Origin of the sequence: Paenibacillus sp. FSL F4-0097, from assembly GCF_038593125.1 — a bacterium.
Classification (GTDB): Bacteria; Bacillota; Bacilli; order Paenibacillales; family Paenibacillaceae; genus Paenibacillus_AQ; species Paenibacillus_AQ odorifer.
In genome coordinates, this window is record NZ_CP151965.1 from 6,477,351 (window position 1) to 6,501,405 (window position 24,055).

General features: G+C 43.6%; 16 protein-coding genes. All 16 read right to left on the reverse strand.

The genetic code is table 11. The annotated features are described in order from the left end of the window. Positions 1-12 precede the first annotated feature (12 nt). Positions 13-300, reverse strand: coding sequence for a flagellar biosynthesis anti-sigma factor FlgM (gene flgM / locus MHH86_RS29145; protein WP_036678454.1), 288 nt, complete (start codon positions 298-300; stop codon positions 13-15). Positions 301-403: 103 nt separating this feature from the next. After that, positions 404-814, reverse strand: a complete 411-nt coding sequence (locus MHH86_RS29150; protein WP_036678678.1) for a TIGR03826 family flagellar region protein — start codon at positions 812-814, stop codon at positions 404-406. A 169-nt stretch (positions 815-983) separates the two neighbouring features. Further along, the gene (locus MHH86_RS29155) at positions 984-1,838 is read right to left on the reverse strand and encodes a ComF family protein (protein ID WP_256717291.1); all 855 of its coding nucleotides are present in this window, start codon (positions 1,836-1,838) and stop codon (positions 984-986) included. After that, the gene (locus MHH86_RS29160; protein WP_342479567.1) at positions 1,835-3,052 is read right to left on the reverse strand and encodes a helicase-related protein; all 1,218 of its coding nucleotides are present in this window, start codon (positions 3,050-3,052) and stop codon (positions 1,835-1,837) included. The genes MHH86_RS29155 and MHH86_RS29160 overlap by 4 nt, the downstream gene beginning before the upstream one ends. Then, positions 2,943-3,842 carry a hypothetical protein gene (locus MHH86_RS29165; protein WP_342479568.1) on the reverse strand — a complete coding sequence of 300 codons (900 nt, stop codon included), beginning with the start codon at positions 3,840-3,842 and terminating at the stop codon, positions 2,943-2,945. The genes MHH86_RS29160 and MHH86_RS29165 overlap by 110 nt, the downstream gene beginning before the upstream one ends. A gap of 138 nt (positions 3,843-3,980) precedes the next feature. Next, a complete protein-coding gene (locus MHH86_RS29170) occupies positions 3,981-4,424 on the reverse strand; it encodes a glycosyltransferase family A protein (RefSeq protein WP_051491194.1) in 444 nt (147 codons plus the stop codon). Between the two features lie 135 nt (positions 4,425-4,559). Continuing rightward, positions 4,560-5,282 (reverse strand): response regulator transcription factor, encoded by a 723-nt coding sequence (locus tag MHH86_RS29175; RefSeq protein ID WP_036681509.1) that lies wholly within the window; start codon positions 5,280-5,282, stop codon positions 4,560-4,562. Between the two features lie 4 nt (positions 5,283-5,286). Next, positions 5,287-6,447, reverse strand: a complete 1,161-nt coding sequence (locus MHH86_RS29180) for a sensor histidine kinase (RefSeq protein WP_036681511.1) — start codon at positions 6,445-6,447, stop codon at positions 5,287-5,289. 57 nt (positions 6,448-6,504) lie between these two features. Next, positions 6,505-9,237 carry a stalk domain-containing protein gene (locus MHH86_RS29185; RefSeq protein WP_340893008.1) on the reverse strand — a complete coding sequence of 911 codons (2,733 nt, stop codon included), beginning with the start codon at positions 9,235-9,237 and terminating at the stop codon, positions 6,505-6,507. Positions 9,238-9,451: 214 nt separating this feature from the next. Then, positions 9,452-13,486, reverse strand: coding sequence for an Ig-like domain-containing protein (locus MHH86_RS29190; protein ID WP_342479569.1), 4,035 nt, complete (start codon positions 13,484-13,486; stop codon positions 9,452-9,454). A 200-nt stretch (positions 13,487-13,686) separates the two neighbouring features. Further along, entirely contained in the window at positions 13,687-14,889 is a 1,203-nt protein-coding gene (metK, locus tag MHH86_RS29195) for a methionine adenosyltransferase (protein WP_076099677.1), read from the reverse strand. A 339-nt stretch (positions 14,890-15,228) separates the two neighbouring features. Beyond that, positions 15,229-15,498, reverse strand: coding sequence for an alpha/beta-type small acid-soluble spore protein (locus tag MHH86_RS29200; protein ID WP_036681516.1), 270 nt, complete (start codon positions 15,496-15,498; stop codon positions 15,229-15,231). A 153-nt stretch (positions 15,499-15,651) separates the two neighbouring features. After that, entirely contained in the window at positions 15,652-16,191 is a 540-nt protein-coding gene (locus tag MHH86_RS29205; RefSeq protein ID WP_038573625.1) for a hypothetical protein, read from the reverse strand. Between the two features lie 87 nt (positions 16,192-16,278). Continuing rightward, complete coding sequence (locus MHH86_RS29210; RefSeq protein WP_076099678.1) at positions 16,279-19,092, reverse strand: Ig-like domain-containing protein; 2,814 nt, start codon at positions 19,090-19,092, stop codon at positions 16,279-16,281. Positions 19,093-19,592: 500 nt separating this feature from the next. After that, positions 19,593-19,934, reverse strand: a complete 342-nt coding sequence (locus MHH86_RS29215; protein WP_036681520.1) for a hypothetical protein — start codon at positions 19,932-19,934, stop codon at positions 19,593-19,595. Between the two features lie 155 nt (positions 19,935-20,089). Next, complete coding sequence (locus MHH86_RS29220; RefSeq protein WP_076316162.1) at positions 20,090-24,016, reverse strand: S-layer homology domain-containing protein; 3,927 nt, start codon at positions 24,014-24,016, stop codon at positions 20,090-20,092. Between the last annotated feature and the right edge of the window lie 39 nt (positions 24,017-24,055).

Here is a 24,055-nt window from a genome sequence, read left to right on the forward strand (position 1 = left end):
GGATGTTTTCACCTAATTCTCGGAGGATTGCTTAAAGTAAGGGGCGAGTTTCTCTGCTAGCTTAGATGCATCAACTTGATAGGTACCTGCGGAGACCTGCTGCTTTAGATTGTCGATCTTAAGTGCGCGTTCTGGATCATTCTTGCCAGTGTTTTGTGCTTGCAAGAGTTGAATCGCTTCATCAGAGATCGAAACCTCATCCTTGCGTGTGCTTTTCTTCATTTGTTCCTGCCTTTGCGCTTCCGCGCTGCGTTGATACGGATTAATCGCGTTAATTCGTCCGGTCTCGTTAATTTTCATAACTTCCACCTTCCTTCTAATATAAAAAAGCCGATAATCTTTACTAAGTTTATCGGCGTAGACTGAAACATTCTTTATAGCTGCAAACGTTTTTTTGCAGATTTTATAGGTCACGCAGCTTATCTATGGCACGATATGCACCATCAGATGTCTTTTTAGTAGTATCCTCAGCAGAATTTTCCTTGACAGCATTCGTGAGATCTTTTCTGAGCCGGCTACGACAGCTGTCACACATATGGCCATCCCGAATCAGTGTACCACACACTTCGCAAGGGTACATCATATTGGGTGCATTAGCTATAGAAATCCGGCCTTCTCGAATAAAGCGGGTAATCTCTTTAATAGAAATCCCCGTAGCATCGGAGAGCTCCTGAATGTTGGTTCCTTTGTTTTCCCGTAAATAATTCACGCAGATCTCATATTCATGCTCCAGCTCTTTGATACAGGACTGGCACAACCCCATAAGATTCTTGACAAACAACCGGCCGCACCTTGGACAATTGTCTAGATTCATAACAAGCAGCCGCTCCTCTCCGTACATTCTGTGCAATGCATAATATTCTTATGCTCCTAGATTACATGATTGCAAGGAATTCGTCTATGGGACAGAAGAAACGCTACCAACCGCAACTAATCCTTAATGGAATGGATATAGCTGTTCACAATCATGCATTTTTCGCGTTTTAGGAACGCGCCCAGGTTAGGCTATAGATTTCTGCAGCATAATCATAGTTTGAAACCATTTGTTTTAGAATTTCGGCGCAAGCACGAATCGTGCTTCCCGTTGTATAGATATCATCAACAATAATAATTCGAATAGGACGGCTTATAGGTGAGTTATCTTTCAGCCAATCCTTAAATGGTGTGGAGACTGCCGGATTCGCTCCAAAAGCATTCTTCATATCTGCCAGTCTCTCCGCACGTCCTTTAAAGCTCTGCTTACCCGTATGATGCGTACGAATTAGTAGCGGTAGCTGAGGAATCTTCCTATGACGAGATAGAACATCGGCCAATCTTTCCGCTTGATTGAACCCCCGTTCTAGAAGCCTTGAATCACTGACAGGTACCGGAACTAATAAATCAGCTGACCAAAGGCTGTTTTTTATGTACCTTTTATGTTGAATAAGATGAAAAAACGATGCCTTCTGGGATGAAAGAGCCCCCTGTTGCTTTTCCTCCTTTAGGGTTAAATATGCCCTATCCAGCATGAGTCCAAGCAGAGGGGCATATCGTTCATTCCCGCGATATTTATATTGACCGAGCCATTCTCTCATCTTATTAGTGTAGGCTACCGCACTCCGGTTACATACAATAGGTGAGGGCTCAGCGCTGCGAGTGCAGTCTGGACAGCCTACATGCCGCCCACATATCAAGCAACGTGGAGTACGTATCCAAGGAATGGATTCCGCACAATTCTTACAGATACCAGGCAGCTGTGAGGACTGTGGGCTGTGCTTCCCGCAGGTTAGACATTGAGACAACGAGGGGGTGAGGAGGAAAGACAGAGATTTTCGGAAACTTGTAAGCTTGGTATTCATTTAGCCCCACCTTTACGGATATATCCTTGGCGGCGAGCGATGATATTCATAGTACGAATCTGAGCAATCGCTCCACGCTGGGATCGGCTCCACTGTGGGGAGGCAAATACAACATGCCCATCAGGATCGTCTTTAGAACGTCCGGCACGGCCTGCCATCTGTACCAAAGAAGCTTCGTCAAATAGACCACTGTCTGCATCCAAAATAAACACGTCACTGCGTGGTACGGTAACTCCCCGTTCCAGGATCGTAGTAGTTACTAACAGAGAGATGATACGGTTGCGAAAAGCAGTCACCTTTTCTGCCCGAAATGAATCCTTGGAAGAGGTGCCTTCAATAACCACGCCGGGAAAGCTACGACGAAGTAGGATCAGCAATCCTTCGATATGAGCTATTCGAGACACAAATAGAAAAATTTGTGCTTTTCGCTCCAGTGACTTTTGAAGATTTTGTATAAGCGATCTTGGCAAACTTCCACGCTTTAGACAGGTTAGAACCGAGGGTATACTCAACTGCTGCGGGATAGGCAAGGGATGACCATGGAAGCGGACAGGCACTCTGGCATGTGGAAGTTTGCCTAACCGAACCAAACGCTGCATTTCTTGTGGTGGCGTAGCTGATAAATAAATGAAAGAGCCGTCCACTTTACAGGCTTGTTCAGCGGCATAGGCCAACATAGGATCATTGTGGTAAGGAAACGCATCCAGCTCGTCGATGATTACGAGATCAAAACCTTGATGGAAGCGCAGGAGCTGATGGGTGGTTGCGAGCGTTAAGCGACCGCTCACCCAGCGATCTGCGCTGCCGCCATAAAGTACGGCGATAACCTCCGCCGGAAAGGCCCGGGCGAGCCGCGGCGCGAGCTCAAGTACGACGTCGCGGCGCGGCGTCGCTACCAGCGCCCGCCCTCCGGCGGCGAGCACAGCCTCTAGGAGCGGGAATATCATCTCCGTTTTCCCCGCTCCCGTCACCGCCCAGAGCAGAAACCGCTCTGGGCAGGTACTGGCGGAGCGCTTGCGCGCCTCCGCCAGAAAACCCAGCGCAGCGCCAGCGGCTCCCGCCTGCGCTGGGCTCAGCCCCCACCGGCCTGCGGCCGCGGCGGGGTCAAGGGCGGCCGTGCACCGCACGGCCGGAAGTGCTGCGCTGCGCAGCAGCAGCGCACAAGCCCGGCTGCGCCCAAGCGCGAGGCAGGCCTCGCAATAGGCGCAGCCCATAAGCCCGCACGCGGCGCATGCCGTGCGGCCGGTGGGCACGCTGCCGCAACGCAGGCAGCGCGAAACCGCGCGGCGAGCGACAGCGCCGCAATACGTGCGGCAGCTTAGCCGCCGCACGCATCATAACGCCAGCACCCGCAGGGAGCTGGCGGACCCGCGCCCCGTGCGCAGCGGGGGCTGCATTGCCTACGGCGGCTGTAAACATCAGCCGCCCCTGTAGATGCGCCAGTTGTGCCGCCTGGCGCCAGCCTCCCCCTAGCTCTGGCAATTCTTCTGCCAGCAGCGCTTCTACTTCCGGCTCCAATAAAGAGCGCCCGGCCACAGCCCGCAATAATTGTTCTGAATCCGATTCTAGTAATCCAGATTGAAAATCCTCTTTTTCACACCAATCGTATCTTTCATTCTTCTTATTGTCCTGATCTATTCCGAAACTTGATTCATTAGGCTTCCATATGAATATTCCATCATTCAGCCACTGTGCCTCCCACAGTCCCCCTGTCTCTTTCTCCTCTCTCAACTCAGCCTCAAGCATACTATTAATATATTGCCCCCACTCCTTAATCCCCCAGGTGCCCATTGCGCTTCTTTGTTTAAAGTTGTCCCGGAGCTTCACAGCCCACCCTAGCGGTAACGCAGAAGAAAGCAGAACCAAACTATCCGCCGCTAACGAACTCCCAGCTTTCTTCTCCGGTCTAGCTACAGACCACCACCATCTATCCACCCTAAGATCTAATGAAATCCAAACCCGCCAGCTCCTTTTGCATTCCACAGCATATACAGCGACTTGCATAATAATCCCTCCTACCTCTCGCCTGTACTTAACAACTCCATATTTGATCCCAAATTCACGACTACGTCTCCCCAAACGCAAAAAGCACACTCCCCCAGTTCTTGGAGAGTGTGCTTCACCCGTTACTTACATATTTACTTAAGATCTGTTGCGCTTTGATTCGCATCCCCTACTTCCTGCCATCCCCATAAAAGGCAGCGATACAGACTGCCCTGACAACCGCAAGTCTACTACAATTCCTTCATGCTGTAATTCTTCACTCATCTGAAGAGAGTACAAAGATGTTGCAAGATCGATAGAGCAGCCGCTAGCGGCCATTTTGGAAACTATCCCAAGTGTTCCATCACTCGAACCATCATCCATGAACGTTACTCGCAATCGTTTTCCGGTTAGAAGAGCTTGAAATGTCAGTGCCCGAATGTACCATTCCACAACAGATTCATGATTGCGGGTAATAAAAATATAATGAATCCATTTTCCGGACTGCGGTGTTTTACGCACCTTCTGCCGGTTATGCAACATATGAATCATCACTGCAGCGGATACATAAACAACCGCAATCCATATCAACTGGGCTACCATGGAGATGCACCTCCTCTGTATACCAACACTATATGCCGGCATTAAAAGGTCGGTGACTGCCTAGAACACCCATCAGGGAAGCAAGCTGTGTCTACTTAATTTCTTTCCTATATGTAACGTATTACTGTGAAGCTTCTACAAGGTTACCCAGCCATATTTAATCGAATTAATAACGGCTTGAGTCCGATCATCCACTTCCATTTTTTGCAAAATACTGCTAACATGGTTTTTAACTGTTTTTTCACTAATGAATAAATATTCACCGATCATTTTATTGCTCTTACCTTCAGCCATTAGACGCAGCACTTCTGCTTCACGACGGGTCAGAGGATTGTTGTCGCCAGCAATAAATTTAACACCAGCTTCCTTCACCACTGTATCTGTAGTTACGCCAGTCTCGTTAAGGTAAGTCATACGCCGCAATTGATTGATAAGCTTTCCAGTAACCTTTGGATGGATAAAGGCATGTCCTTCACAGACCGAACGAATAGCATTAATAAGGGATTCGGCCTCCATATCCTTCAATAAATAACCATTGGCGCCCTTACGAAGGGTCTCAAATACATAACTCTCATCATCATGAATGGATAAAATAATTACCTTAACCTCCGGGAACATTTCCCGAAGTTTTTGAGTGGCTTCTACGCCATTCTCAACAGGCATATTGATGTCCATCAGTACGATGTCCGGTTTAGTCCCGTTACAAAACTCTAATACCTGAATACCGTCGCCGCACTCCCCTATGACCTCGATATCCTCCTCCATATTCAAAATGCGTTTCAGCCCTTCACGAAAAAGCTGATGATCATCCGCCAAAAGAACCTTAATGGGCGTTTTACTAGAGTTTAAGTTCTCCATCACACTACTCCTTCCCCTTCTCCACATTCGTCGGAATATGGATCACGATTGTTGTCCCCTGATTCTCGGCTGATACAATTTCCATTCTTCCTTCAAGCAGTTCTACACGTTCCCGCATACCTACTAACCCGAAGCTTTCCCGATTACCTTGCTGATTTTTTAACTTTTGTACATTAAAGCCTAATCCGTTATCTTTAATCACAATCTTAATTAACTGCGCTTGGTATGTAATCTCCACCAATACGAAGCTTGGGTAGGCATGTTTTGCTGCATTAGACAATGCTTCCTGAACCAGACGATATACCGCCGCCTCCATCGCTGAAGATAGTCGGTGTTCCTGTCCCCGGGTTTCCAAAGTCGTCCGCAGTTTCGTCTTCTCTTCAAAATCATGCACATATTTCCGCAAAGTCGGAATCAAGCCCAAATCATCGAGAGCCATCGGTCGTAAATTAAAAATAACCTTACGCATTTCTTCCAGGCTGTTACGAACCTGCCCTTTTAAATCTACTACTTCGTCCTGCACCAGCCCAAATTCCTGCTTTACCAGCATTCTTTCTACAATTTCCGTCCTAAGGACTAGATTTGCCAGCATTTGAGCGGGACCATCATGAATTTCCCGGGCAATTCTCTTCCGTTCTTCTTCTTGAGCCAGGATAATTTTGAGTCCGATCATCTGTCTGTTCTTCGCAGATTCGACAATTCTCGTCACTTGGCCTAGTTCTCCCGACAAATATTCGAGCACTACGCTCATTTGCGAACCAATTGACTCTGCACGCTCTACAGAATTTTCGACACTGCGCACTCGCATTTGTAATTCATCACGTCTGCTTCGAAGATAGACCTCTCGCTCACGCGTCATCATGAGTTCGAGCTGAAGCTCCGTAGCCTTCTCATAAGCAATACGGATATCCTTCTCTGAGTAGCGGACAAAGTCCCGGCTGACCTCTGTCAGCCGGATTCTGGAGCGGTGATACTGTAGCTCCAGCTTGTCTACCTTTTTCAATGTTTCATCCGTTTCGTCCATGACCCGCTGCAGTTCCTTGTTGAGTGCAGCAAGTTCATCACGTGCAACCTGCAATATTTCAAAAATCTGATACTTGCTGCTCTCCATCACGTCGATGGTATTTTTAATAACGCGATCAATCGCATCGGCTTGAAATTCCACGGATGCTTGCCCCTTTTCTATCGGATCGTATTAAGGTTTTCCTTATATATTAACATATCACGATTCGATAGTTACGGTCTTCGTTTTCTGTTCCCATTTTACAGTTAATCCTAACTGTTCAGAAACCAGTCTCAGAGGTACTAAAGTCCTACCCTGTAAAATAATAGGTGCTACTTCAGCACTTTGTCGCTTACCATTTAACAGGTATTCCTTTTTATTTACCGTCAGATCCAGTGCCTTAGCTCCGCGCAACACCATGATCTTCTTATTCACCTGATCCCAGGTAGCATTCCCTCCAAAAGCATCCAGCACATAACGGATCGGCACATAAGTACTGCCGTCTTTCACAATTGGAGCTACATCAATAGCCTTCTTATTTCCGTTTACGGTCATTGCTTTGGAGCCGATGCTCATCGAAGCTGTACCCTTTGGTAACCCAGCATCACTGGAAAGTGAAGGCATTGTGAAGGTGATATTATCAAAAGCAACGGTACCTGTCTTCGCCCGTTCATCTTGGCCCTCCTCTACGTTGACTACATAAAGTCTTTTCAGCGTAGCCGGGAATTTAATCCCTGATCCTGACAAGTCGATGTTTATGTTCTTCCAACCGTTCCAATCGATAATCTTCGCAAGATCTACATAGGCTGTAGCTCCACTATTGTCGACAAACTCAGCACGCAGCCAGTTTAAGCTCATATCGCCCATCACATCAACTGACATCGAAGTTGCAAGCGCTGGAACGGCTTTTCCACTTGTGCCGTTAAGTTGAGCATAAGCGTACATTTTACCACTGCCAGCCGTCATATCATAACTGAGTGACAGCACCTTGGAGCCTACTCTTTCAGCCGATCCGTCTACTATTGTGGCAGTCCCCTGCACCGCTGGCACATTGGTAGTAAAGTTGACTGGATAACTTACCTTCTCGAAATCTTCCCATGTTGTAGCTGCTGCTGTCGATAATACAACCGCTGTGCTAAATCCATCATAACGAGCAATAGCGTAACCTGTAGTAACCCCTGCATCCACAGAGTTTACAGTAAGCTTGCCATTTTGCACGACTCCCTTAAAGCCTACAAATTCCCACTTCAGCGCTGAATCTGGAACGCTTATGGTTGCTCCACTCTTCGTAGAGGCCTTTACAGGGACAGATACAGTTGTCCCAGCTGTCAGTGGCGCTGTAGCAGTGCCTACACTCATGCTGGATAGATCATCTCCACCCAAGACTGTAAGGGTTGTAGAAGCGCTTGCTACGCCGCTTTTAGCCGTTAAGGTAACGGTGCCTGGCTTCACTGCCGTTACTTCTCCTGCACTTACAGTTGCACTTCCTCCACTTGATGTCCAAGTAGGATTGCCTGCTGCTACATCTATAGGGTTATAGTAAGTGTCATAACCTTTTAACGAATAAGTAGCCTTTTGTCCAACTAATAATGAAGTGCTTCCGCTAATTTTAATTCCTTTTACTTCACCTTGTGGTGCGTTAGTATAAACACCAAGCGCGTTAACAATGCTGCGCTGCTCTGTGCCATACTCTGTATTAAAGGTTAGTGTGGCTGAGGTTTCACCGAGAGGCCGGTCTACCATCGTTGTAGAGCCGCCTCCGTCTAAGTTAAGCCCCTTCCAGACTCCAATATTGGTCATAAAAGATTGCAGCTCGGTCAATGACATTCCTGAGCTGTTGCCATTTTTCTCAGTAGCTATGATATAAACATAACGTCCATCCTGAGAGTATCCTAAAGCCGTACGTGCACGATAACCGCCAATGCTGCTAGTCGAGCGAGAGAACGTTGCAGCTTTTCCATTATTTACAAGAATCGTATGTCCACCAATCATTGTTTGCAGATTAGCAGGATCTAGCGATTGCTGCGTAGTCTTCGATTTCAGGGAGTACACACTTGTTACCGGTTGTCCAACAGTCAGATGGGCAGTAACATACCGTGCGGCTAAGCCATGGGCCCGCAAAATATAAGCTCCCTTTGGAACCGCTGTAGGAAGCGCAGCATTTTCAGATATTTGAGTAACTACGCCGTTCTCAACGAGCACCTCTGTCGGTGTGGTTGAGCTGTTTTTGGGACGATCGAGTGCGGTCCATACATCCGTATAGATATACATTGCATTAGCATGGCTATAAGTAGAGCTTCCACCTTCAGGACTATAAGCACCTTTATTGATACCGGATATCTCAAACTGTGCGCCGTCAGGTGCGGTTATCATTCCTTCAAAGCTGAACTCATCAATAAGAGGCTTGCGGTCCTTAGTCACTGCAAAGGCATACATTCCATCCAATTGCGAAGGGGTGGATACCAATACTCCACTGGATACTTGTCCACCAATCGGAGCACCTTCCCCGCCTGTATTAAAATAATCTCCGTTTACTGCAGCCACGGCTCCAGTTTCCTTAGCCATCCCACCAGTACTTTGACGTGTTGTCAGGTTTCCACCTTTACCTGTCATAACATCTAAAGAAACATATGGATTGTTGAGGTCAACGCGAATAACATCCGCCAAGCCAGAAGCGCTCGCTCCTGAACGTGTAGCCGTATATTTGTATTTCATCATAATGGCGCCCGAAGTAATTACTTCTTCTCCCAGCTTGCTTACTTTAAAATTAGATGTGGCTGCGGCAGCAATCGGTGTGGAACTATGACCAAACATAGCCAAGCCTTCACTGCCAATTACTGGCATAATCCACAACACACCTGCCAATGAAGCGGCAACCCATTTTTTAGTAGATGATAATTTCATTCCCCGAACAACTTCTCTACTCTTCTTCTCCATGAAAACTTCATTCATTTCGACGTAACTCTCCCATCTCTTTTTTACTCTTCAAGTCCGTTATCAAAAGTCTGGAAACTGGTTCCTATTTTTCTAGTACTCTTTTAATAGACTGAAAATAAGCGAAAAAGTTGCGAAATTGAGAGATTTCAAGCTTTATAGAGTCTCGTAACACAAACTGTTAACATAAAAAAAGCCCAGCAGAATGCCAGGCTTTACCAATCTATTTATTCTATAAATAATCTGTTTGCTTCAGCATCCGATGCAACATCACAGCAGCTTGTGCACGAGTGGCATTACCCTGAGGTTGGAACTCACTTGTGGTCATTCCCAAAATAATCCCAGATTGCACAGCTTTAGCTACGAATTCTGCACTTTGATTCTGAATTTTGGACTTATCCTTAAAGCGAGCCAGTGTTGAGGCAGAAGTGCCGCTTAATGTAATAGGATGTTTGGTGTATTCCATTGCCCGAATCATCATGATTGCCATCTGCTCACGAGTGATATTATCATTAGGCCGGAAGGAGCCATCCGTGTTGCCTGTAATAATACCTGCCTTAGCTGCTGCACCAATATAGTCTCCCGTTTGTGTGGAAGGCTGCACATCCCGGAAGCGCTGTGCGGTCTCGCGATCGCCTAGCAAACCAAGTCCCCGGCTAAGCATTACTGCAAACTCTGCACGGGTAATCTTTTTTTCTGGACCAAATGTAGTCCCGTAACTGCTATCGATGATAGTCTTTGCACTAAGCTCAGCTACGATTGAATTACTCCAATGTCTACTCATATCTGAAAAGGCCCGGGTTGATATAAAGGTTCCTAACACCTGATTACCCTCCGTACGAGCACGAATAATCGTATAGCTACCTACCGTACTTACTTTTGTTGGCAGATAGGCTGCATCGTAATAGGAAAGATCCAGTCTAGCAGCAGATGTCTGCGCATTGTTCAATGAAGAAGTTGTACGCACAGTGTATTCTCCAGGTACCGATAATGCCTTAGCATTAGAATAATTGCTGCTTACTATCGCAGTCACCCGGACATCCATAAGACTAGTAACGCTCTGCATCCCCATAGTTTTTAGCTTTTGCTCAAATGGGGAGAACGTACCTGCCGGAACCTTTTCTAAGCGGAACACCAGCGAGATATTTTTACTGTCTGCAATCAAGCTTGTCGCTAATCCGTTCATATCGATATCGTCTAATCCTACGCTATATAAGTGATCGCCATAACGTATCATAAATTTTGTGGTTTCACTGCGATTTACAGCATCAAGCAAAGGCTTTAAAGGAACAGTCACATAGGCCGATTGTTCTGTAGCAGGCACCTCAAAAGCTAATGTATCACTACTTGCCTTATACAGATATTCAAAACTGGCCGTCAGGCGATCTGTGTTTAAGGTATATCTTTTTACAGATTGATTGTATAACGAACGGTCATCCACGATTTGTGAAGAGTCACTCTTCAGCAGCGCGTATTCTTTTCCAAACTCACTTGTTGCAATCGTCCCTAGATAGGATGGACGATTTCCCGTTCCGGTGCTCACGCCGGTTAGGTTCTTAACAGAAAGTGAAGAGAAGGAGGACAGTATATTACCACTTAAATCCTTGATCGTACCTGAACCTGACATATAGGACAAATCGATAGTTTGCCCGGTCTTTACTACTGAGGATGTTGTTATTTTCAAAATATCCCCTGACAAAGTGTAGTTTTGTACACCCATACTGCTTCCATCTGCTCTAACTCCGAACTGATTAGCATAGAGGGAACCAGATGCCTGCATGTTTTTACTGAATGTAACCGTAAGCTCGTCGCCATTGATGGTGGCAGAACTAATCTCAGGTATGCTAGTGCCGCTATTTTCCGAGATGGACACAGGCTGCAGGTTAATATAAGCTGCACGGTTTCCATTTAAATCGCTTATTCCGGTAGTCCCCGGAACATAGGATAACGTAACATTCTGATTCACCGTCAAAGCACTCTGGAGCGTTAGCGTGACCTGTGAGCCACTGACGGATACATTCGTAACATAGTTAGGAGTGCTGCCAACAAGCACAGAGAACTGGCTGTTCATCGGGAGGTTTGTCGTTGACAAGCCTTCATTGTAATTCAGAAGGATTTTATTGCCACCTCCGGTTGCACTTTGGAACACGGGTGGAATTGTATCGTTGCTGTTGCGAATGTAGAAATCTGTGAAATCCGCAATATTTTGTCCAAAAGAATTCTGCAAAGGATAAGAGCCTGCATAATAGGAGACACGAACGGTCTGGCCATTAGAAGCATCGCTATTTAACCCTAAATATACAGTGTTCCCGCTGGAGCTTATGGAGTTGACCCCTAGAGATCCCCCATCTGAAGTCACTAGAAACTGACTATGTGCGTAAGAGGAAACTGCCTTTAAAGAGTCATTGAAATTCAACGCTACAGTTCTACCTGTGATCCGTCCATCTTTGGGTGTAGGCATGGAGGACTCGATAGTGTTAGTAACCTGCTTTGAGCTAAAGGTGCTGGCTGCATTTCCGCTTGGATCTTGAATGGTCCGCAGACCCCCTGTGTAGCTAACCTTCACGTTCTGTCCAACCGCTACCCCTGTACTGAGTACCACATAGGCGCTGTCTCCCTGGATATAGACACTTTCAATTGTACGATTCTCATCATTCACCGTAGCACCAAAGCTGGAGATCAACAGTGCAATGGAAGAGTTAAGACTCTCATTGTATTTTAAACGAATGGTCCGATTGTTCTCGAGTGATGCAGATGTGAGCTGTGGAGCTGTTTTGTCCTGAGACAAGGTCCGGAAGCTCCATGAATTTTTGCCGCTTAGTCCATCATAGATAACATTAGCATCAATAGCGTCTACAAAAGCTCCTTTAGCAATATCAATATAATAGGTTGAGTCGCTATCTAAAGCTGTTTTAGGCGTAATTACATATTCGCTTGCAGCAGTTGTACTCCGGTTAACAGTAACCGGAACCTGTGCGCCACCACTTTTATAAAGCGCTACACCATTTTCCACAGCACTGTTATAATTCACATTACGATTGAATGTGACAGAAAATGATCTGTTGTTAGCTATGGATTCACTCCGGTCAGCTGGGTTTAGCGCGCTGACATTAAGTCCTGTCAAAGAAGCCGTTGTAAATGTCCAGGTATACGCACCCGAAGCTGGAAATACATTTCCGTCTTGATCATAAAAAGCTCCCTGCGGTATCGTCACCGTATACTGCGTACTGTTTAGCAAGGGTGATGCTGCTGATGCTGGAAGTAATGTTATAGTTCTGCTGCTTCCTCCTGTAACGGCTGGGGAGTTTACATTAAGCCATCTCGTTCTAGCATCGTTAGCTGCACCTGGAGATACTGTTATGGTTCCAGCTGCAGGCATCATAGGACGATCAAATGTAAGCTGTAGGGCTCCAGTGGTAGATACCCCACCTGATCCGTTTGCCGGTGCAGGAGTCACTGGAATCTCTGCCACACCTTTAGTAGAGAAGCTCCACACATCACCGCTTGAAATCCCGGAATACGTTCGATTATCAACATCCTTAAAAGCATAAGAATCTATAAGAACATAATAGTTACTTCCGGAGGCCAATGTTTTATCCAATGTTAGTTTAACTGTAGTAGAGTTAGCATCAGTCTGAACGTTAACTCTAGTATCATCATCCTTAATTTTGAACTCTTGTACGGTTGCATTATCTGCAGACGACAAAATCCGGATGTAACCTCCACCTTTTATCAGGTTTTTATTTAAGGTTAGACTTAGCTCCTTAAGGGCTCCTGCATCCACTCTTGTATTATTAGCAGGTGAAAAGTTACCTGCCGTAATCGCTGTATTACTCTCAGGCGCAGTGGTAAATGCCCATGAAGTAACACCTGACTCATTACCATCATTATCCTTGAACAACCCCTTAGGGATTGTCACTGTATAAGTCTTGTTTGAAGTAAACTGTTGATTTAGCTTAAGCTCGTAATCTTTTGAACTACCAATTAGACCATAACTACCAATAGGAATCGTTAAAAAAGGTGAGCTATCACCTTGACCCGTGATAGTAATTTCACCTGACTGCGGGTTTACTTGACGATCAAAGCTCAGTCTAAGGGATGATCCGATAGTTACATAACTTGCTCCAGGCGCTGGTGAGACTGTTATACCAAACTCTGATGCAGCGTACACTGCTGAATTCCCTATTCCAATAGCAGGATAACCCGAACCAAGTACTAACTCTCCCGCTAGAATAAGTGCCGTCCATATTGAAATTTTTCTTTTCATTCCGTGATAGACTCCTCTCAAGCCATACTATCGTCTTTATGTATATTCTTATATTTCGGCTAAAAGGCTGGCAAAGTTTAGTAGTCTACTTCTCTATGGTTAGATTCACTAGCCTTGCTCGTTTTCGCACGCAAAATAACCCGCAGAGCTGACACCATGGCCAACTTGCGGGTTAACATATTATAAGACCGTATGATGAATTACAACCCTGCTAGATCTCTTAGTAATTCTGCTTTATCTACGCGTTCCCATGGAAGATCAACATCAGTACGTCCGAAATGACCGTAAGCTGCAGTTTGTCTGTAAATCGGTTTACGCAAATCAAGCATAGAAATGATGCCCGCAGGGCGAAGATCAAAGTTGTTGCTGATCAGTTGAACCATTTTCTCTTCACTGATTTTACCTGTTCCGTATGTATCCACATTTATCGAGACAGGAGTAGCTACACCGATGGCATAGGCAAGTTGGATCTCACATTTGTCGGCCAAACCAGCAGCTACAAGATTCTTAGCTACATAACGAGCCGCGTAAGCCGCAGAACGGTCTACTTTAGTTGGATCCTTACCTGAGAATGCTCCGCCGCCATGACGAGCATATCCGCCGTATGTATCGACGATAATCTTACGGCCAGTTAGACCAGCATCCCCTTGAGGACCCCCAATAACAAAACGTCCGGTTGGGTTAATAAAGTATTTGGTTTCTGCATCAAGCAGTTCCGCAGGAACAACAGGCAAAATAACATGTTCTTTAATATCCGCCTGAATTTGTTCAAGAGAAATTTCCTCTGCATGTTGTGTAGATACTACGATAGCGTCTACGCGTACAGGTTTTTCATCTTGATACTCAATCGTAACTTGTGTTTTGCCGTCTGGACGAAGGTAGTCCAAGGTTCCGTTCTTACGAACTTCAGATAAACGACGTGCAATACGATGTGATAAGGCAATCGGAAGTGGCATCAGTTCAGGTGTCTCGTTCGTAGCAAAACCAAACATGAGCCCTTGATCGCCTGCACCAATATTAGCTGTTTCTTCAGCTACTTGAGCAGGATCACGGTGTTCTAAAGCAGAGTTAACACCTTGGGCAATATCAGCGGACTGCTCGTTAAGAGAACTCAACACAGCACATGTATTATAGTCGAAACCATACTTTGCACGTGTGTATCCAATTTCTTTGATGGTATTGCGTACGATGGCAGGAATATCAACATACTCTGATTTGGTACTGATTTCCCCGATCACCAGTACAAGACCTGTTGCTACTGCTACTTCGCAGGCTACACGTGCATTAGGATCATTAACTAAAAATGCATCCAATACCGCGTCGGAAATCTGGTCACAGATTTTATCCGGATGCCCTTCCGTAACGGACTCAGAAGTAAACAAATGACGCCCTTTAATAGACAAGTATAACAACCTCCCATATGGTTAGTCTGACACTGTATAAGGGATTCCTTAATGATAACAGGCCAAATAATAAAACTAAATAATATAAATAATTCAGGTTTGCCTGATTTCTTTTCATGAAGGATTTTCGCAAAATTTAATGCCTGCATTCACTAAACTCTTCAAAAAATGAACCTTTTCCATATGGAAAAGGTCTAAGGCTTTCCTCAAAAGTCATATTATCTTATTTAGGGGGTGGTGTCAATTAAACACAGAGCCCCCCGTGAGAGTATGAATATTGATTTCACGCTATAAAAAAGCAATATCAGATAAGGAATAAGGGTATCCTAACCCCTGATATTATTGAAAAAGAGACTGTTCAGCTTGCTTAATGAGTCTCTTCGTAATTTCTCCTCCAACAGACCCATTATCCCTTGAACTCAGATGCCCAAGGTACTGACTACGGCCAGAACCACTACCTCCGACTGCTCCTAACTCAGAAGCAAACTCCGTGTCTGCCCCGCCTCCATAATGAGCCCCATATAAACCAAATTCAGCTGCAATTTCATATTGCATTTGTTTCAGCATTGTCCGACTTTCAGGTACGACTGTACGATTATTACGTGCCATGTTACAGCACCTCCTGTGAATTTGTAAGATTACAGGAATATTGTGCGTCCATCACTTAATCTTCAATCGCGCCAATGATTTGTAACTTTGGAAAACAGTTTGAAGGTATGATTACGTCTGTTTACGGGCATTATAAATATATATCATTACACATTATTTCAAGGTATATCCACCACGAACCATCACAACAAGACCAAGGGTTTGACCCTCTTGAACAGCTATACCACGACCATCACGAGGGAAGGACAATAAGTGGTTAGATGGTGCAGCTAGTCCATTTGTAAGATCTTTACCATCTGTTAAATCGGCCACACCATTCGCATCTTGTGAAACGATTACTGCTTTACCCGCGCGAACGATAAACTCAGCGCCTGCAGAAGCAATTAAAGTTTGGCCAGGCTTCACATCAACAATCACAGATTCATTACTACTATTTTGACCAGGTGTAGCTACTGGCGCTGTGGTTGCACTAGGCGCAGGTGTAGCAGTCGCTACCGGAGTCGTCACTGCACCACCTGAAAGTGCTTTCTGAATTTGCTGATCGACGTAGCTTTTAGTAACTACAGGATCATCCGTTGTGCCAGGCTGAGAACCAACACCTGCACCTTCAGCAGTAATGTTTAGCAAAGACCCAGCCCATATACCACCAGCCAGCAATACAGCAGCGGTTGTTACTTTCCATACCGATTTCAAAGAAGTTCCTCCTCATTATTGGGGATAAAAACCTATAAAAAAAGAATAGCCTCCGAAGAGGCTATTCTGTGCTTCGGTAATCGGAGATTACTTAGCGGAGATTTCTGTTTCGCCAGTGATTTTGTTACCAACTTCATCGTGTGCGTCTGCATCTTTAACAATCTTAACGATGATTCTGTTAACTTCATTGGAGTTCAGATCCAATTCATCATTGATATTTGCTTTGGAATCAATGATTTGTTTCGAGAAAGTAACAGACCATTTGCCTTTATCCGATCCATTAGCAATCTTAGTTACTTTGTAATACTTTTGATCAAGACGAGTTCCAACAGTATCATTGTTGATGTAGATTGCCAGATGTTGTTCGTCTAGATTTGTTATTTCTTTAGAGAATCCAAGAATCAATTCATAAGAGTTGCCGCTGGAAACTACTGCAGATTCGAACACTGGGCTAGTTCTGCTAGTAAGTTTACCTGTCTTGGAAACTGCTTCGATAGTGTTACCAGATACATCAGTAACACCGTTAACTACAAATTTGTAGTCAGATTTAGTTTCAGTGATTGAAGAACTAGGGATATTGATTGTTGCACGAGCATATTTTGGACTGGAAGAGCTAGTTGTTACATTACCCTTCTCATCAAGAGTACTAATATTTACATAAGTACCAGCAGGCAATGCCTTGTCGTTCAATGTGTAGCTATTAACATCTAGTACAGAAGCAACGTTAAGGCCACTTGCATCTTTCAGATCAACAGTGACAGTAGCGTCACCATAAACAGTTCCAGTTGCAGTTACAACTTTTTGGCTGTCATTGATTACAATGCCGTTGTTGAACAGTACTGGAGCATCGCCATCAGTAGATTCTGATCCGATTTTCACAGTCAATACAGTTGCAGCAAGCTTGTTGCCAGAGAAAGATTTATCTTTGAAGAGTCCTTCTGGCAGACGCACAGTGTACTCACCAGTATCTACATTAACAGCAGTTAATGTATGTGTTTTTCCGCTACCATTTGTAGTGTTAGCAATTGCAGTAGATTGACCAGTTTTGTTATTGATCAGTACTACTGAACCCAATCCAGTGTTTACAACATCTTCAGAGAAAGTCAATTTTAGACCTTTAACAGAAGTTGAAGTTGAGTAAGTGATACCAGTAACTGTAGGAGCTACAGTGTCCTTAGTGAAAGTGATTGCTTGACTTGAAGCAGTTCCCAATGTGTTACCCAATGTATCCTTAACAGTTGCTCCGAATACAACGGTTCCAGTGAAAGTACCAGTGGATGGGAAGCTATTCAGAGGACTTTGCAAGGTGAATTTCTTGCCATTACCAGTAGTAATAACACTAAATGTACCTTGGCTTTCTCCAACAGAGTTCAAGAGACGAACATTACCAACCAAAGATGCACGGTCAACGTTCTTGTCAAACTCAACTTCAACAAACTTGTCGCTAACTGGAGTTACACTCTTGATTACAGGAGCAGCAACGTCAGAAACAACAGTTACAGTTGTTTTGATTGGGTTTGGATTAGCAACGTTACCTGCATAGTCAGTTACATTAAGCAGGGATACATCATATGATTTACCACTTTCCAACGATACTCCACTCAGTTTGAACTCAGTGTAAGTGTCATTTTGTACAGTCGCGGAAGCAGAAGAACCATTTACGTAAGCCACGATGCCAGTAGTTTTAACTGGTTCGCTAAATGTTACGTATACGTCTTTAGTTGTTGCTTTAGCTGTAGAACTAATAGTAGCAACAGTTGGAGCTACAGTGTCAGCGATAGGAAGCAAAGTTGTGAATGCTGGAACAGCTTCACCAGCAGTTGTTTTAACAGTATCGTTCACAACAACTGTGTAGTTACCTTTAAGACCTTTAGTTCCTGGCACAGTAATAGTAGCTTCTGTGTTGTCAGCATTGAAAGTTACATAAGCGTTAGCCACTTCATCATCTTTGCTACCAACTTTAGTTACTTTTACAACACCGTCGATAACTTTGCTGGATTCAGCCAGTGTATCTGCATCGATCGAACGGTTGAATTTGATTACTACTTGTTTAGCATTTGGAGCAGTTGCGGAAACAACCTTAGGAGCTGCCAAAGTTACTTTAGTAGTGTAATCATGATCGTTGTGTTTGAAGTTGATTGTAGTTTCAACTCCAGCTACAAGAGCAGTTGTCAATTCAACAGTTGTAGTAGTTTTGTCAGAGAAAGTTACAACTACTTTAGTTGGGCTTACTGCTTCAGCAGAAGCGATTGTAGCTGCTTGGCTCAATTGATCAACAGCATAAGCTGTTTCAACTACCAAAGAACGGCTAGCGTTAGCTTTGAAGTTAGTATCTTTAGCAACCAAACCTGCATTGATTACTGCTTGAGCATAACCTTTAGCCCATGCAGATGCAGAGTTATCAGTTGTAGTTGGTTGTTCCAATTTCAAAGCGCGGAACAATACAGCCGCAACTTCTTCAACTGTTACTTTACCGTTGTAATCGAAGATACCTTTAACAGTATCTTTACCTTGCATGTAGTTTACTGCAGTAACAGCTTCGATGTAAGGCACAGCCCAGTTCGATGCGTTGTAACCTTTGTCTTTGTAAGACAATTTGTTACTTACTTCAGTAAGGTCGAACAATTTAGTAACGATCTTCGCGAACTCAGCACGAGTAAGATCTTTTTCAAGGTGAGCTTGACCATCTGGGTATCCGTTGAGAATACCTTTCGCTGCCAAAGCATCAAATTTTTGTTGCGGAGTTGTTGCTGCGTCACCAAACGCTACAGAGGCAAACATCGAGAATGCCATTGCTGTAGATAATGCTACGGATAAAATTTTCTTCATAACCTTTTTTTCTCCTCCTTGGACGTTCATAAACTGAGATTTTTCTTTAGTTGAGTAGCTCATGTCACTCATTAGCCGATGCACCCCCTTTCCCGAGTTGAGCAAATTAAGTATAAATAATGTCTGTGACGGGTATCACAGAAACTGGTAAACGAATTTAGGACATGACAATACTAGATTCCTAATTATACCTAAGTATTATACAATGTGCCTCAAGTCACGTAAAGCTAATTTTTCCATTTTGTTAAATTGGCTTTACCAGCGGTTAATTTCAGCCCCTGTGTAAATGACTCTACACCTTAAACGCAGAAGATTTGAAAAAGTTGCGGTTTCTCAAAAAAAATCTTCTTTTTTATATTTTCCGGTGTGATCCCATTAGAAGATACATATGTATGTTCTACTAACTATTGTTAATCATGGGTGCCTACGGAAAACAGTATATCATAGTCGCTTTCTAAACGTCATTATGCAATATTTACTAAGAATCATTAACACTTGTACTATTAATTTAAACATTCCTACAAAAAACAAAAAAAGCGCCGTTGCCGACGCTTGCTTCTATTACATTGTTTCTAACGAATCTTCATAGATAATTGGATCAATTCCTGACGCTTCTCAGGACTCGAGTTCACATTGTCATACATTGCATCAATAGCTGCGCGGTTCTCGCGGTAGCTCTTCTCATGCTTGATTGTAGTATGAGACCATTCGATCAGAGCATTCTCAGTAACAACAAGCTCGTTGTATGAATCGTGGAATCCTGTTGCTTGCACCAGTTCTTCCATGACCTCTTGAGTGATCTCCTGTAGTGCCCGTTTAGCTGCAATTTCCTTCTCCAACACTTTTGCTCTATTCTCAAACATATTCTTGGCTTTCATGTAATCCAACTGTGCTTTTGATAAAATCGGTTTCATCGATGGCTTTCACCTTTCAGAAAATAATATTTTCTACATTATTGTATCGTAAATCGGTGCAGATTACAAAATTTATGTCGCTGGTAATTGTTATCTTTACATCAAAACTCCGACCTACGAATACTTTTCGCAAGCCGGAGCACTTTTTTTATTCTTTAGTTAAAGTTCTTAGGGAAGATGCTTGTACTCTTCTGTAAGAGTGCCACAGTAATCTTACCGGCCTCTGCTCTAGTCAACTTACCCTTCGGGTTAAAGTTATAGACGGGCTTCTTTTGGCCTGTAACGGTCACAGCGCTTCCTTCCATAATCTTAGCTTTAGATATAGCTTCAATTGCAGGACGTGAGTAGAAATCCATGTTACTTGTATCAACAAATGATTTGCTTAAGCTTGCCAGCAGTTTACTGTCATTCAAAGACATCTTGAGTTTCAACGCCCTAGCTATCATTACTGCGGCTTGTTCACGTGTTAAGGCTTGATCAGGCCCAAAGAAGCCATCACTGAGGCCTGTAACAATACCTGCCCTAGCAGCTGTCTCAATGTGTTTGAAATCCCATGTGGCCGCGACGGCTTCTGGCACAATATCAAAGAAGGTTTGTTTATTAGCATCATAGTTCAAAGGAATACTTAATGATTTCACCAACAATGTAGCGAATTCACCACGAGTGGTCAAATCATCGGCCCCGAATGCGTCTGCTCGAAGGTTAGTCATGAATCCTTTGGAATACAATCCATTCATTATATTTCTGCCCCATGGATGATTCGTAATATCAACAAAACCACGGCGCAGCTTCATAACAGTGTAATAACCAAATTCATCGAATGGAACGGTGATGGTATGTTTTTTCGTATCTACGACCCCGCCCAAGTTCTCCCACTTACCTGAATCTGTATATCGGAATACTGTAATAGTCGATCCCACTTCATCCACAATGCTGGAGTTGAAAGTAAGCGTCAATTCACCACGTTGGGAAGGTACGATTTTTCTCGTTTGACTATACTGTGTAAAATATCCAGTCTTTCCACTGGCATCCACGAAATGTGGGGTAACCCCGTTGGTCTCAAGATTAACGCCATCATTTCCTAGACCACCACTAAGCCAATAGATATCCGATACTCTCGAAAAGTTATTAGTAGAGACGGTTGATGTAAAGCGTAGAGCAAGATCCTGTGGAATCACAAGCTGCCCGCCCCCGCCTTCGGTTCTGTCGTCACTACCCGTTACGTTGATAATGTTCCCGTAATCATTCTTACGTTCAACAACGCCATCAGCGGGATCCGCGATACCAAACAACAGTTTTGTATTAGGATAATATTTTGCAGCACCAGAGCTAGTATATCCCTTCATAATCGTACCTTTAGGGAAGTTCAATTCCAAGGTTTTATTAAAGACACTATACTTCGTAGCTACCTTCTCCGCCATATATTGTGTATCAATCTGCACAGCACTGGCATAATACACATTTATGGTATCGCTTATTGTGGAGTTAGCACGAACCACTTGTATCTTAATAGGATTCGATTTGTCTGCTTTTAAACCCACATAATCATAGGTGAAGCGATCTTGATTTGGCAAATCCGTACGTTTTATTGCTTCTTCTTTGCCAATTATTACTTTAGTGGCACCTTCAGCCTCAATATCAAAACGAACAAAGTTTTTGTTAACAACAATTTGCTCACCTACTGTCGCTACAGGTGACAAAAGACGATATGGAGCAACTTCCCGCACTACTTCAAGACGTTGTGTAGTTCTTGCCCCTGTTTTGTTAATAAGCTCTAGGGTATAAACTTGACTTCCTGGGGCATCAAACTTAATGTCACGTAATCTTAAAATAAAGTTTTTAGCACTGCCAATGTAGTCATAATACAAACCATTTGCAGCCACTTCATCAGGATAACGTTTAGGACCAATAGGTCCAGCGGTTTCCGTACCGTCAATTAGCAGCTTATCCTGCCCCGTCGAAGTAAACACCAGAGTAGAGCCCTGATAAAGATTCAGCGTTGTAGCACCACTACCTTGTAGTACCAAGTCGAATTTATCTTTGCTTGTTGTATATTTTTCATCCTTATATACAATCTCAGCTGGCAATGCCAGCATGGCATTACGCTCGACTTCATTAGAAAGGGTTGTAGTTGTAAATGGTAAACGATTATCCCCTAAAGTAGGATGGAATTGTTTTACCCCAGAAATGTTGGTATCAATGATGTAGATTTTAAGTTCTTTTTTGATAATACGTTGGTTACCAGCATTATCTCTTGAGACTCCAGTAAATACGATTTTATTCTCACCGTATACCAGTGGTCCCGTCTGACTGATTGTCACAGTGAAATTAAAAGTTGTTTTATTTACTGTTGAGTTTTTTTCTACTTCAAGCTTAAAAGGGTTGCTAGTTAATGTGTTACTGTCTGTGCCGTTAATTTGCACTTGTGCATTTTCTATATTTTCGAACCCGATATATTCCCCAGAAACATTAAGTTTTCTTTCTACACTGGAATCGAATTCATAGGTCTGACCATCTTGCAGATTACTTACATATATATAGTTTTTCGATACATATGAAATATCAGCATTATAGAAGGATTCTGATCCTTTATAACGGAATTGTACCTTTTGTTGACCATTAGAGAACCCTGATATTTTATAAATATATTCATTTGTTCCTGTGCCTGCAGTTACATAAACTATAGATAGTGGTTTATTACTCAAAGGCAAATAGTTTGCAGTTATATCTTCTGGGGTTGTTGATCTATTTGTCTTCGCCATTATATAGAAACTATCCGTCTCTAACTGTTGGCCATTCAAAGGCAATTTAGAGATATTGGTAAGATCACCTGAGCCTGTATATCCAGGAAGGTAGTACATTTCTGTTATAACAGTCTCATTTTTTAAAAATTTATATGAATAAAGATGAGAACTGCTGTGGCTGCCATAATCGACAGACAATTTAAAGTCATTTACACCCGCCAAGATTTCTAAATCAGCTGCAGTCTTAAATTTAACCAATTTATACGTTGGAGTAACGCCATCAGGACCAGGAATTGTTAATTCTTCTGTCACAGCACTAATCGTTACAACTTTTTCGGAACTATTACCTTTATTAAGAGTTAGCACAGCATTTGTTGCAAACGGAGCCACGTTATATGGAACTAAGATCTGTCCAGTAAAACCTGCAACACTTGGAGTCAAATCAGCAGTCAACGTAGGCACATTATCATTTAAGATATTATAGTCCGCATTGTCGTGGTTGATGTTCAAAGAAGCGTACGGTTGATCCTTATCAAAGAAATATACGGATCTGTCTATTGTTATTGAATCCGAAGCATTTTGAATAACAATCTTAAGCGTACTTAATCCCGGACTCAAGTTCAGCGCGGGTGTGAAAAATGTTCCGTCTTCCAATAGGGAAGTTTGTAATGCAGTTCCTCCATTCACGGAGACACTGACTTTAGTGGCATTCGTTACTTTACCTTGAAGAGTAACTGTAGATACTGGTACGACAACTTGTGTTCCTTCATTTAAATTAAGCGCAGAAGGACCACCCAAAACTTTTAATTCTGTTACATAGGGAACTTTATCATAAAGAACATAAAATGATTCTGAACGTTGGAGATTCCCTTGCATACCAGAAAAGGTCACCTTATTAAAACCTGTATACAAAACAAGACCAGATGCTACAAAACGGTTATCCGGGCTATTGGTATCTGTTGTTACCGCTCCCGTAGTCAGGTGAGTAGCATCTGTTACCCATTTATTAGATTGACTGTCTTTTGTAAGCTGCTCTACAGTAACCTTCATCGTGGAAGATGTTACCTGAGAGTAGGTTCCTGTAATTGAAAAGGTAGGGCTACTTACTTTGTAAACACTAGAACGGTCAATAAGTCCCTCAGGATTAGGATTAGCTGTTGTTGCTACAACATCCTGTTTCAACAGAACAGTATTACGTAATGTGAGATCATCCGGACTGAAGAAAGTCGTGGAGCTCGTGGTAGCCGCTGCCGCTATGGGCGTGTATTTACCTGGGAACATAGAAACGATCAAAGCCGCCAGCATCAGCCAAACGAACGGTCTCTTAAAGCGTTGCATGTGTTATATCTCTCCTTTGAGTATAAATTCTCGTAAACC